Source organism: Lutibacter sp. B1 (genome assembly GCF_012524075.1).
GTDB lineage: Bacteria > Bacteroidota > Bacteroidia > Flavobacteriales > Flavobacteriaceae > Lutibacter.
In genome coordinates this window covers 105236-118438 of the sequence record NZ_JAAZUI010000002.1, presented here as the reverse complement: position 1 = coordinate 118438, position 13203 = coordinate 105236, and the positions used below count along the sequence as shown (strand labels likewise).

Annotated in this window: 11 protein-coding genes; 1 reads left to right on the top strand and 10 read right to left on the bottom strand. The window is 29.2% G+C overall.

What is annotated here, in order from left to right; translation table 11 throughout:
* Positions 1–1116: a Re/Si-specific NAD(P)(+) transhydrogenase subunit alpha gene (locus tag HGB55_RS01945; protein ID WP_168814134.1), complete on the bottom strand. Its 1116-nt coding sequence runs from the start codon at positions 1114–1116 to the stop codon at positions 1–3.
* A 391-nt stretch (positions 1117–1507) separates the two neighbouring features.
* On the opposite strand from HGB55_RS01945, the gene HGB55_RS01940 reads away from it, so the two are divergent.
* Entirely contained in the window at positions 1508–2269 is a 762-nt protein-coding gene (locus HGB55_RS01940) for an MBL fold metallo-hydrolase (protein WP_168814133.1), read from the top strand.
* Here the strand turns inward: HGB55_RS01940 and HGB55_RS01935 are convergent, their stop codons facing one another.
* The 9 genes from HGB55_RS01935 to HGB55_RS01895 all read right to left on the bottom strand — a co-directional run bounded on the left by HGB55_RS01935 (position 2270) and on the right by HGB55_RS01895 (position 13200).
* Positions 2270–3985 (bottom strand): nucleoside-triphosphatase, encoded by a 1716-nt coding sequence (locus HGB55_RS01935; RefSeq protein WP_168814132.1) that lies wholly within the window; start codon positions 3983–3985, stop codon positions 2270–2272.
* A complete protein-coding gene (locus HGB55_RS01930; RefSeq protein ID WP_168814131.1) occupies positions 3978–4781 on the bottom strand; it encodes a DUF364 domain-containing protein in 804 nt (267 codons plus the stop codon). The genes HGB55_RS01935 and HGB55_RS01930 overlap by 8 nt, the downstream gene beginning before the upstream one ends.
* A 109-nt stretch (positions 4782–4890) precedes the next feature.
* The gene (locus HGB55_RS01925) at positions 4891–6030 is read right to left on the bottom strand and encodes a glycosyl hydrolase 53 family protein (protein WP_168814129.1); all 1140 of its coding nucleotides are present in this window, start codon (positions 6028–6030) and stop codon (positions 4891–4893) included.
* Between the two features lie 2 nt (positions 6031–6032).
* Entirely contained in the window at positions 6033–8474 is a 2442-nt protein-coding gene (locus HGB55_RS01920; RefSeq protein ID WP_247649172.1) for a glycoside hydrolase family 2 TIM barrel-domain containing protein, read from the bottom strand.
* 116 nt (positions 8475–8590) lie between these two features.
* On the bottom strand, positions 8591–9349 hold the full coding sequence (locus HGB55_RS01915) for a LytTR family DNA-binding domain-containing protein (protein WP_168814128.1): 759 nt from the start codon (positions 9347–9349) through the stop codon (positions 8591–8593).
* Positions 9346–10395 carry a sensor histidine kinase gene (locus HGB55_RS01910; protein WP_168814126.1) on the bottom strand — a complete coding sequence of 350 codons (1050 nt, stop codon included), beginning with the start codon at positions 10393–10395 and terminating at the stop codon, positions 9346–9348. The genes HGB55_RS01915 and HGB55_RS01910 overlap by 4 nt, the downstream gene beginning before the upstream one ends.
* A gap of 20 nt (positions 10396–10415) precedes the next feature.
* On the bottom strand, positions 10416–11261 hold the full coding sequence (locus tag HGB55_RS01905; protein ID WP_168814124.1) for a hypothetical protein: 846 nt from the start codon (positions 11259–11261) through the stop codon (positions 10416–10418).
* A 138-nt stretch (positions 11262–11399) separates the two neighbouring features.
* A complete protein-coding gene (locus HGB55_RS01900; RefSeq protein WP_168814122.1) occupies positions 11400–12020 on the bottom strand; it encodes a class I SAM-dependent methyltransferase in 621 nt (206 codons plus the stop codon).
* A complete protein-coding gene (locus HGB55_RS01895) occupies positions 12010–13200 on the bottom strand; it encodes an ATP-grasp domain-containing protein (RefSeq protein WP_168814120.1) in 1191 nt (396 codons plus the stop codon). Before HGB55_RS01895 ends, HGB55_RS01900 begins: the two co-directional genes overlap by 11 nt.
* Between the last annotated feature and the right edge of the window lie 3 nt (positions 13201–13203).

Here is a 13203-nt window from a genome sequence, read left to right as displayed (position 1 = left end):
TTATTCAGTTTTTCCGTTTTTTCTAATTTTTCCGTTTTGTACAATTAATGTTTCATCAGTAATCTCTTCTTCTAAATCCCATTTAAACTCATTATTTTCAGTTAAATGCATTATAAAATTGAACATATTTTTAGCGTATAAATCGCTTGCATTTGTTGAAACACTTTCAGGCGCTATGGTTGTACCAATAATTTTAACTCCGTATTTAATAATATTTTGGTTTAACTTACTTAGCTCACAGTTACCGCCTTGAGCTGCTGCCAAATCAACTATTACTGCTCCATTCTTCATTTGTTTAACTTGTTCTTCTGTAATTAAAACAGGAGATTTTCTACCCGGAACCATAGCGGTTGTGATAACTAAATCTGCTTGGAATAGTGATTTGTTTACGGCTTCTTTTTGTCTACGCGCGTAATCTTCGGAGGCTTCTTTAGCATAACCGCCTTCAGCCTTTGCTTCGCCTGTATTATCAACTGTAATAAATTTAGCACCTAAAGATTCTGTTTGTTCTTTAGTTTCTAAACGAATATCAGTAGCTTCAACAACAGCACCTAAACGTTTTGCGGTGGCTATTGCTTGTAAACCTGCAACACCAACTCCATATATTAAAACTCTTGAAGGAGTAATTGTACCTGCAGCAGTCATCATTAAAGGGAAAATTTTTGTCATTTCATAAGCACCTAAAATTACCGCTTTGTAACCTGCCAAATTACTTTGTGAGCTTAAAACATCCATATCCTGAGCTCTTGAAATACGAGGCATAGCATCCATAGAAAATGCAGAAGCACCTTTTTCGGCAATTGCTTTAATAAGCTCGGGATGAGATTTATGAAATAACTGACTCATTAAAATATGGCTTTCGTCCACTAATTTTAAATCATCTTCATCAAAAGGATTAATTTTAATAAGAATATTAGATTCCTTAAAAACAACTCCTCGAATATCAACTACGGCGCCTACTTTTGTATAGTCAGAATTTTTAAAAGACGAAGCTACTCCGGCATCTTCTTCAACAAAAATTTCAAAGCCTTTTTCAATTAGTTGTTTGGCAATATTAGGCGAAATAGAAACACGTCTTTCACCTTTTTTAGATTCTTTTAATATGCCTATTTTCATATTTATTATTTTTTATTGTGTGTAATTTTGAATATGTATAATTCAGATTGAATTATTTGAATGATTTTTTCGTTATTCAGAAAAATAAGAAAACCAGCTGTTAAGCTAGTTTCATAGATAGATATATTTTTAGTTTTATGAACAATCAAGGCAATTAAGAATAAATAAATAAAGTTTAAAAAGTATTTAGAGGTTGATTTAATATTGTTCATTTTTAATATACTAAATTACTTAACTGTTGTACGGTAAAAATAAAGAAATAATTAACTTTAAAGGTTGATAAAAATCATTATTTTTAATATTGATAAGCTATTTCAATTTATTTTATTAATTATGTAATAATTATTACAATTAACAGTATAAAAAACTGTTTTTTTAAATTTTATTGAATTTGAAAATTACTTTTTTAGGAACAGGAACATCACAAGGAATACCAGTTATAAATTGCTCACATCCGGTATGTTTATCAAAAGATAAAAGAGATAAGCGTTTAAGAGTTTCCATTTTGGTTGAATGGGATAAGTATGCTTATGTTGTAGATTGCGGTCCGGATTTTAGATATCAAATGTTAAGAGCAGATGTAAGAAAAATAGATGGGGTATTATTTACTCACGAACATTCTGATCATATTGCCGGTTTGGATGATATACGCCCTTTTAGTTTTCAATTAGGAGAAGTTCCTATTTATGCACAGCGAAGAGTTTTAGTTAATTTAGAAAAAAGATTTGATTATATTTTTAATGAAGTTGATAAATATCCCGGTGCGCCAAGTATTAAGGAAAATGAAATCTCAGAAACTCCATTTGTATTAGGAAATTTAGAAGTGATTCCAATAGAAGTGATGCATGGAAATTTACCAATTTTAGGATATCGATTTAAAGATTTTGCGTATTTAACAGATGTAAAAACAATTCCTGATTCCGGTAAAAAGAAATTACAAAATATAGATGTATTGGTGTTAAATGCCATCCGTCATAAATCTCATCATTCGCATTTGAATTTAGAGGAAGCATTAGCTTTAATAGCTGAATTAAAACCTAAAAAAGCGTATTTAACACACATAAGCCATCATTTAGGTTTTCATGCAGAAGTTGAAAAAACTTTGCCTGAAAATGTGTTTTTAGCTTATGACGAATTGGTGCTTGAAGTTTAATTAGGTTTCTAATTTTTCTAAAATAGTATTACTAATAGTTTTGTAATCGTTTTTTGAAACATCAAATACATAGTGATTTTTAAAATTCCATTTTTCAAGAACTTTTTCAAGAAAATGATCTCTAACGGTTATTAAAATGTGATTGTTTGATGTATTTACTAATTCTTGGATACTTTTTGCCCAGCCTTTATTGTTTAATTCTAATCTTCCAACTTCATCAATTACAACAATTTTATTGTTAAGGTTGTTTGTTGGTTTTAAAGCGTCAATTCCTTTTTGTAATCCTTTTTCTAAGATGCTGTATTTACCAATATTTTGGAGGCTTTTATTGGTTGAAATTCTTAAAAATGGTTCTTTTTCAAGGGTTTGTACAGCAACAATATCATAACCAATTGTAATATTATTTTCTATTATTCTGGGAGAATAAAAACCGCCAATTGTTATGTTTTGTTGTTGTAATTCTTCAATACTATTTTTTATAGCTGTTGTTTTTCCTTCTTCAATGGAGCCTGTAATAATAAATAGTTGCTGCTTAAAATTAAGTTTCTTTTTTATTTCATCTAATCTGAATTCAGCCTGAGAAATAACTTCAGAAATTATCGAAATAGGATTTTTAACGATGGATTTAAAGTTGGGAATACTCGCAATCATTAAAGGTAGACTTTCAAAAGAAAGTTCAAGTACAAGCGGTAATTGTTTAAAAGAAGTCTTTAAGAAAAAAGCTTGAATTTTAGGATTGTATAATTCGGTTCCTAAAACAGAAAAACCAATAATAATTACAATGGCTCTAAAATTCATTTGAAGCCCAGTTAAAAGTGCTTCTTCTATGCTTTGGCCTTGAATTTTGGTGAAAACATAGGCTGTAAGCATAGTTATTAAAACAAAAAACACCCAAAATTTTGGTTTTAACAATTGTTTTAGAGCTCTTTTATAGCGTAAAGCCCAAATACTTACAACTAAAATAATAATACTACTCCAAACAAGCCAATGTGTTTTTGATAATAAATATAGAGAGCTGATAATTAATAGAATATCTATAAAAAGCCAAACTAAAGAATGCTTAAAATTTTTATTGGCTTTGCTTTGTTTTTGAATAAAGTTTGAAGGATTGTGTATCGATTTAACTTTTACAGGTTCATTTTTTATTTTTCTACCCACTTTAATGCCTATATAAGCTGAAAACAAACCTAAAATTGCATAGATAACTAATAAAATGATAATTGGTAGCCAAACAATGTTAAATTGGATATAAAGTTGTTTTTGAGCCATTTGTAACAGACTTTCATAAACTTCAACAATGTTCATTCCATAAAAAATAATGAAGTTTATAATTTTTTGAAACAAATTCCAAGACATTGCCAACATTGAACCTATTGCATAGCCAATAATTGTTTTTCCAAAAATACGTACACTGCCTTCAAGTAATAATGATTGACTAAAAATAGCTATCATTGGTCCAAATATAACCGCACTTGGAGACATTGTTTTCATAATAGCACATATTAATCCGGCTCTCCAAAACAGTCCTTTTTCTTTCCAAATATAACTAGCTGAGATTAGAATAATAATTCCAATAGCTGTTAAAGCATTACCGCTAAAGGGAACTTTTAAATTGTGTAAAAAACTTCCAAGTACAATTTCTGAAGCAGCCCAAGTAGTACCGATAATAGAAGCTTTAATCCATTTCTCGTCTAAAACTTTTGTATTTTTACTCATTAACAATACAAATTTTTTGGGCACAATATTTAAATAAATGATAGCCTTTACCGCCTTCACTAACAACTTCAAAAAGCTTATCACAATCGGTTAGTTGTACAGCTCCAATATATTTAATTTTATTTTCAAATAAAATATCAGGAATTAAACTACTTGACGGACCGGTAACAATTACTTCAGTTTCAGGTGAAATTACCTCAAGTAAACCATCAATTGTATTATTAACAAGTGTTAATCCTGTAATAATAACAATATTAGATTTTGGGATAATTCTTTTAAATTCAATTGCAGGAACATAATATTGTTTTTGACCTTCAACCAAGGCATTTTCATTTAATTCTAAAACGTGTAGTTTATTATTGGTGGCAGCAATTTTATTGATGTATGATTGAAATGCACCAACAATGGTTACAGTTTTTCCTCCATCCAAATTTAATAAATCTACCGGATCGGTATTTTGTAGTATTTTATAGTTTGAATTTGATAAAATTTTAGAGGATATTGCATTTATTACCGCGATTTTTAAGGTATTTATGATATTGGATTGTTTTGAAGATTCAAGTAAATCAATAACTTTTTTACCTTTTATTTTTGAAGGTGTAAAATCTCCATAATCTCTATCTTTTTTTAAACAAAAAACCTCAGTATCATCTACCGTACTTGCAACTCCAAAACTGTTGTCACTTAATTTAACTGCTGTGAGATGAATTCCAACTACAACATTTTTAATAATAAGGTTTTCCAGTTGTTTACTGTACCTGTTTTTTAAAATTTTTAAAGTATCGTCTAGAATCATATTGTTTAGATTTAACTATGAAATTAAAAAAAATAAACGCTAAGTTAATTAATTCTAAACGATATAAATGTATAGTAATTTACAATTGAAGCTTTTTATTTTTATACTATTATTCAATTTTAAATTCTGAAAGAACTGGTAATGCTTTATTATCAAAATCAAATAAGGCTTGATTTTCCCAACTGGAACCATTTTTAGATTCCGGTCCGTCAAAAGCAATTAACTCACCGCCCCAATAACAAAAACCAATTCCTTCATTGGTTTGAGTTACAATTTCCTTAATTTTTGCAATAAAATCTTTTTGTCCGGTAGGAGTTGCCGGGTAGTCAGGTAAAATTAATTGTTCTTCCAATCCAACAATATTATCGGTCCAATCATTCCAATCTAAAGTAAAAGGATATGCAGTTTCAGCAATCAAAATATCTTTATTGTATGTTGTACTTAAACTGTTTAGAGTAGATTTAAGATTGTTCAAATCTTTACCATGCCAAATAGGGTAGTAGGAAAGACCTATAATATCATAATCAATATTTTTTACTTTGTTATAAAACCAATCGGAACCTTCGATTCCTGCAAAATGAATAATGATTTTTGTTTTGGTAGAATTATCTCTAACCGCTTTAACACCTTCAGAAAGTAAACTGATAAATTGAGTTTCGTTACTTTCAATAGTACCGAATGGGAATAACATACCTGAATTAATTTCATTCCCAATTTGGATAAAATCAGGTTGTATTTCGGTTACAATACTTTTAGTGTATGTGTACATTTTATCTTTCAAATCATTAAAGGTCAGTCCTTGCCAATTTGTAGGTGGTGTTTGGTTGGCAGGATCTGCCCAAGTATCGGAATAATGAACTGTAATCCATACTTTTAAACCTTTAGCGTGAATTTTTTCTGAGAATGATTTTACTTCGTCAAAACTTGAATGACTGTCCTCCGGTGTGTGCCATATTCTTAGTCTTATAGTGTTTACACCATTGTTTTTTAACGTAGTTAGAACATCTTCAGTTTGATTTTCTAAATTATAGAAAACAGCATTTGTGTTTTCAATTTTTGGTAAAAGAGATAAGTCGGCAGCACTTATATAATCACTATCAGTTTCATCAACTTCTTCAATTTCATCAACTTCATCTATTTTATCCGAATCAAGGTCATTATCATTATCACCCGAACAAGAGAAAAGAAAAATTGGAATTAATACTAATAAATAAATGAATTGTTTGTATGAAATTTGATTTGTAATCATGTTTATTCAATTTTTAGAGATGTTTCGGCATTTTTCATATTTTTTGAAGATGCTGTAACAGTTATAGTTTCTTTGTTGTTTTTGGATTGTATAAGTAGCATTGCTTTACCATAAAACAAATCTACTGTATTTGATTTAAAAGGACTAAAAGATTGAGGGTTTCCATTTCCAACACCTGCAATTTGAGCATTTCCTTTAATTTTGAATTCAACTTTATTATTGGCTAACGGACATAAATTTCCGTTTTTATCAACCGCTTCAACAAGTATGTAAGATAAATCTTCGCCATCAGATTTTAGTATTTTTCTATCGGGAGTTAATATCAATTTATAAGGTTCTCCCGCAGTTTTTACTGTATTTTCTCCTAATATTTTGCCTTCTTTATAAGCTACTGCTTTTAATTCTCCGGGTTGATAGATAACATCATTCCACATTAATCTGAAGCGTTCAGTTGAATTTTCAGACTTCGGGTTTTTACATTTTTTACCTTGTGATTTTCCGTTGAGGAAAAGCTCGGCACAATCGCCATTAGTATATACAAAAACCGGTGTTTTTTTACCAACTCTATCATCCCAGTTCCAGTGAGGAAGAATGTGGATAGTAGTTTCATCGGGTTTCCAATAACTTTTGTATAAGTAATAACGATCTTTCGGAATTCCACATAAATCTACCACGCCAAAATAAGAACTTCGAGAAGCTTCTTTGTCGGTCATACCATTATCTAAAACCCATTTATTGTTATACGGTGTTGGTTCGCCAAGATAATCAAAACCTGTCCAAATAAATTCACCTGCAACATATGACTCATCCTGTTGCCACATAAAATCGTCATCGGCCAGTTCTGCCCATTCAGGAGCATTTAAATCGTACGAACTCACTTGTAAAGATTTGGTGAAATTGGTTTTATCTTCCGGTAATGGAAACTCGTAAAAACCTCTGGTGCTTAATGTTGAAGCCGATTCGCTGATAATTACAGGTTTGTTTGGTTCAAGCTGACGAGCTAAACTGTATCTTCTTCCATAGTTCCAGCTATGTACATCGTAATAATCAAAATGACGTAGTTCGGCACTTTTATAACTGTCACAAACTAAAGTTGTTGGGCGAGTATTATCGTATTTCTTCACATAATTAACCATAGTTTGCAGTCTGTAAAAACCATTATCAAGATTCCATTGTACATCGGGAATTTCGTTACCAACACTCCATAGAAATATAGATGGATGATTTCTATCTCTTACCACAAAATTTTTGATATTTCTTTGTGCAAAACTTTCAAAATCAGTGTTTTCAAGTATGTCAGCTTTGGCATCGTATTTATCAAAAACTTCGTTAAATACTAACATTCCCATTTTATCACATAATTCTAACAATTCAGGTGCAGCCACATTATGACTGGTTCTAACTGCGTTACAACCCATACTTTTCATAATCTCTAGCTGTCTTTCCATAGCTCTTTTGTTGAAAGCTGCGCCTAACGGACCGTGATCGTGATGCAGATTTACGCCTTTTAACTGAACTCTTTTATCATTTAAGTAAAAACCATTATCAGCAGTAAAACGAATATCTCGAACGCCAAAAGTAGTTTTGTAGGTATCTAAAATTTTGTTGCCTTTATAAATAGTTGTTTGCAAAGTATACAAATTTGGTGTTTCAATATCCCAACGTTTTGGATTGGTTAAAGTAATGGTAGTTTCTACTATTTTATTACTATTGATATTGATATTTTCTTCAACTTCATTTTCAGAAATAATAGTATTATCAGCAGTTAAAATGGTGTGTTTTATCTTAATTTTTTCAGAAGAGTTTGAATAATTATTTAAAGTTGTTGCTATTCTAACATCCGCATAATTAGGTTTAATAATTGGAGTAGTTATGTATGTTCCCCAAATATCTACATGAATAGGATTTACAGCAATAAGTTGAATTTTTCTGTAAATTCCTGCTCCGGGATACCATCTGCTGTCATGTTTTCGGGTATCAACATGTATAGCAAGTGTGTTTTCTTCATTCAAATTGATAAAATCGGTAATATCAACATAAAAAGAATTATAACCATAATCCCATTCACCGGCAAGTTTGCCATTTATATATATTTTAGGAAAAGCCATAATTCCGTCGCACAATAAATACAATTTTTTGCCACTGTAATTTTGTGGTATTTCGAGAGTTCTTCTGTACCAACCTTCGCCTTTCCATGGTAATTTTCCTGTATCTCCGTTACCGTCAAGTACAAAAGGTTCTTCTATAGCCCAATCGTGTGGAATAGAAACATTACGCCAATCTTCATCATTAAAGTCTTTTTGAAAAGCATCACTATTCTCACCTTTAAAGAATTTCCAATTGTTTTTAAGTTCAGTTATTTCTCTTTCTTGAGCGTATGAGAAGTGATTAAGTAGTATTAAAATAAATAAAAAATGTATTGATTTCATTGCTTTGTACGTCATTAAATTTAGTGTTTGAATAAACAAAAGTTTAAGTGTATAAAGGTAGTGAATTTAGAAACAATAAAGCTATACTTATTGGCATGTATGTTTTATAATTTATCAGTTAGAAAGAGACGTTATTTACTTATCCACTTTTTAAATTCGGTTACTTTTTCTCTGCTAACTACTAAATAATCTTTATTAAAAGAGGGTGTTTTTTCATTTAGTTTTAGTTGAAGTCTGCTTGAAGAATAACTCAAAATATCACTAATTGCATTCATGTGTACTAAACAACTTCTATTAATTCTGAAAAATTTATCAGGATCCACTATTTTTTGAAGATACTCTAAAGAATTATCAATAGGATATTCATTTCCGGAGAGTGTTTTTGCAAATGTTGCCCGTTCTAAAATATAAAAACAGCAAATTTCATTTACGGGTATCGACTTATAATGCAATCCTATTTTAATAAGAAAACGTGTTTTATATTGTTTGTTCAATTTACCAAAAATTTGCTTTAGAATATCTCCGGAAAATTTATAATGGTAAGTTTTAAATTTCTTCAGTGCTTTGCGTAATTCATTTTCTTCAATAGGTTTCAAAATATAATCAACACTGTTTACTTCAAAAGCTTGCAGTACATATTTGTTATAAGCTGTTGTAAAAATAATAGGCGTATCTACTTTTATGGTTTCAAATATTTCAAAACAAATACCATCATCAAGTTGTATGTCAAGTAAAATTAAATCAGGTGACGGGTTATTTTGTAACCAGTTTACGCTTCCTTCAACTGTTTCAATAACTCCAACAATTGTAATGCTTGTATCTATTTTTTTTAGAAGACGTTTCAGCTTATCGGCTGCAGGTCTTTCATTTTCAATTATCAATATATTCATAACAATAAAGGTATTTTTACAATAAAATCTGCAGTTGTTTCTTCTACAATTAGAGATTTACCTGTTATTAGTTTTACGCGTTCCGATAAATTTTTAAGCCCTGTTTTTGTTGATTGTAATTGAACTGCCATTTTTTGAAGATTATTTTTTACAATAATCTGCTGATTTTCAATGTAGATTGAAATTTTTAATGGATTTTCACGTGTTGCCATATTATGTTTAATAGCATTTTCAACAAGTATTTGAAGCGAAATAGGAAGAATCATATAACTTTCAGCATTAGAAATATTTATAGTAAGTGCTATTTTTTCTTCATCTCTAATTTTATGAAGATCAAAATAGTTATTTATAAATTCTAATTCTGCTTGAAGAGGAACTTTATCTTTCTTACTGTTTTCAATAATATATCTGTAAATTGAAGACAGTCTGCTTATAAAAATTTCAGCAACTTCCGGTTGTGTGCTTATTAATGAAGAAAGCGTATTTAAACTATTGAACAGGAAATGTGGATTTATCTGATTTTTGAGTGTTTCATTTTGAAAAATAAGACTTTCTTCTTTTAGTTTTCGTTCTCTTTTTAAGGCTTCTATCCATTGAATAACAAGAAATATAACTACACCGAATGATAGTCCTTTAATGATTGATTTAAACCACGAATTGAATTCATAATAAAAAAAATCAGATAGTATATTTGATGTATTTAGGTTATAAATCCAATGATAGAAGTAGCGAAATGAGATAAAAATAATTAAAGCAGCAACAAAACAAGTAATGTAAAAAATCAATAATCTAAAAAGTATATTTTGAAGAAATTCTTTACTTGTGGTATCAGTACTAAAATTTATAAATATTTTTCGGGCAATAAAAATGAATGCTTCTAAATAGCTAAACACGAGCAAAGTAAATTCAATATAATCTTGAAACAATACTGAAGAGTTATTTGTAAAAGTTGAAAAAATTACTGCCAATAAAGAGATAAGGAGATATACAAGATGAGAATATAATCTCCGCTGATCAAGAATTGTTTCAAGATTAAGCGTTTTCATACTAACAAATTTACTTGATTTTACTGAATTTTATCTACCCACAATTCTCTAATTGTTTTAATTATAAATTTAGTGTCAAAACCATCCATTTTAAGTTCTTGTATTGTGCCACTGTACATAACAGCACGTCCTATCAATTTATTTTTTAGAGAAATCCATACAGTACCCCAATATTGTTCAGTTCCTTTCATATTTACACCAGGCATTGTTATTTCAACTTTATTGTCAAGAGCTCTAAATTCAATAACGGCAAATAATGAATTGTCTATTGCAGAAATACCTGTCCAGCACAATTGTATTTCTGTATGAGCGTAAGTACCAATATCAGCCATATCAAACTTACCTTTTATTTTAGGAATTCGATAGGTTTTGTTTAACTCTAATGAGTCTGTATAGTTCCACGCAAATTCTTCAATAGCATACATATCCCAAATTAGATTTCTGGAAAACACAGTTTCTGAATTTTCCGGAAAATCTTTAAAAGTTTGAGGGTCTAGTATTTTGGGTGAAGGAACATATGTTATATTTTCCATATATTCTTGTTTAATTCCTTCAGGAAAATCGTCTAAGTAATTTTTTGAATTTGAAATAGAAACATTGTTCCAGTTAACAAAACCATTGTTAAGACCTATTGTATAATCACCTGTAACCTTTGTTTTATCTATAAAGGTTCCATAAAGATCACGATTGGTATAAATAGCTGTCATTCTGTATTTTTGAAGAGTTTTGTTAACAGAATTTGGTGTTAATTCGGTTAAATACTTTTTTATAACCGTTTTTTTGTTCTGACCGTTAGTAACGGAAGGTACAATAACTAGCAAGGCCATTAATATTGTTGCTAAACTTACATTTAATGTTGTTTTCATTTTTTTTAATTTTATAGTTACACATCTAATTATAAGTAAAGTAAAATCAGATAATACACTATAAAAAATAGAAAATGCAGAGTTGTTGAATTAAGATGTTGTGCTGTTTTATTACTTGATTAAATCGGAATTGGGATTTTATGCTACTTTTTTAGCAATTAATAAAAATAGAGGATATTTTTTTAGTTGATTTTTTCTCACTTTTTCAACTTCATAACAAATTGTATAATATTTAATTTTAAAACCATTTTTTAATAAAATTGAACTCAATTTATCTTTATCAAATCCGGTATGCCCGTCAAAATTCATTTCTTTTGGATGAAAAGAACCGTCTTCTTTAACTAAATCGGCAATACATAAATAACCATTGGTATTTAAAAGAGTATTGAATATTTTAAAAATGGCATCTAAATCGTTTATATGATGTAATGTCATTAATGTATAAATTACATCAACACTTTTTAGGTTAAACTTGTCTTCTAATAAGTTAATTGTTAGCGGATTGAAATTTTTAATTTTATGTTTTTCTATTTTTTCCTTCAAAACATCAATCATTCCTACAGAATTATCGACAAGTGTAATTGAGTTAAAAGCATCTTTTAGCTCAAAACTTAGCAAACCTGTTCCGCAACCAAATTCAAGAGCGGTAGCCGATTTTTTTGGCTGAATAAAATCAGTAATTTCTTTCGCAAAAATACTTGCTCTTTTTATTTTATTGATATCAGTATCCCAGTTTTTTGCTTTACTATCAAAGTGCATTGGAGTGTTCTTTTAGGTTTATGTATTTTTTTAAATCGGATGTTAAAATTTCAGTAAGTTCTGCTTCATTTCCGTAAGAAGTTTCGGTAAATAACATACCAAACATATCGTATTTTCTAAAATCAAATTCTCGTAAATTCAAAGGATTTTCAAAGTCTTTCCATAGCTTTTCAAAATTAAACGATTCAATTTCAGAGTCTTTAATTCCCGAATTATTATTTAAAGCAATTAAACTGTACAGTTTGTTATTTTGTGTTTCAAAAATGTGATTCCAATCAGGCTTTTTATTATTTAAAAAATACTCGTAAGAATTAAATTTATATGCATACCAAGTTAAATCTGCAGTTGTGCACCATCCTCCAAAACGTAACGGATTTACTTCAATAGGATAAATTTTATGCTGATTATTTATTCTAATTTCAATATGAATAGGAAAATTAGTTAAATCAGCTTTTTTTCCCAACAAGTTTAAAAAGTGTTGAATATTGTCTTTGTGTTTTAGTATAATTTCTTTTGAAGTAGTGTAAACTCGGTCGCTTACATCTTTTCCTGATGAAAATACATGATGAAGTATATTTAGTATTACAGGTTCACCTTTGTTATTAAAATAACAATCTATGGCATATTCATCACCTTCAATATACTCTTCAATAATAAAGTCTGAAACATCAATTACCTGTTTAGGATATACATTTTTGAGTTCGGTAATTTCAGTATATAACTTTGTTAAAACAATATTCCAATCGGTTGGAGATTCTACTTTATACACTCCAATACTAAAAAAACCTATTGCCGGTTTAATTATAAGAGGAAACTGAAATTGATGAATATCAATGTTTTTTAACTCGTTAAATTTTACGCTTTTAAAAAAATAGTTAGGAAAAAGCTCTTGTATTAATTCTCTGAACTTTACTTTGTTTTTAAATAACTGTATTTGATTTGGAAGGTTTGTAAACCCTAAATTTTCATCAACCCAATTTATAGAATTTTCAGAATTGCTATAAATAGAAACATTTTTCTTATTTTTAAGAATATTGATTGCTTCACTTTCATCGATCCAATTTAATGATGGATCAGGTATTAAGCTTTTTGCTTCAGATGTTGCTACAATTTTAAGGTTGTTACTTTTTATAGTATTAATCAGAAAATCGGAAACATAAGGGTTATCTATTAGTATCATTTT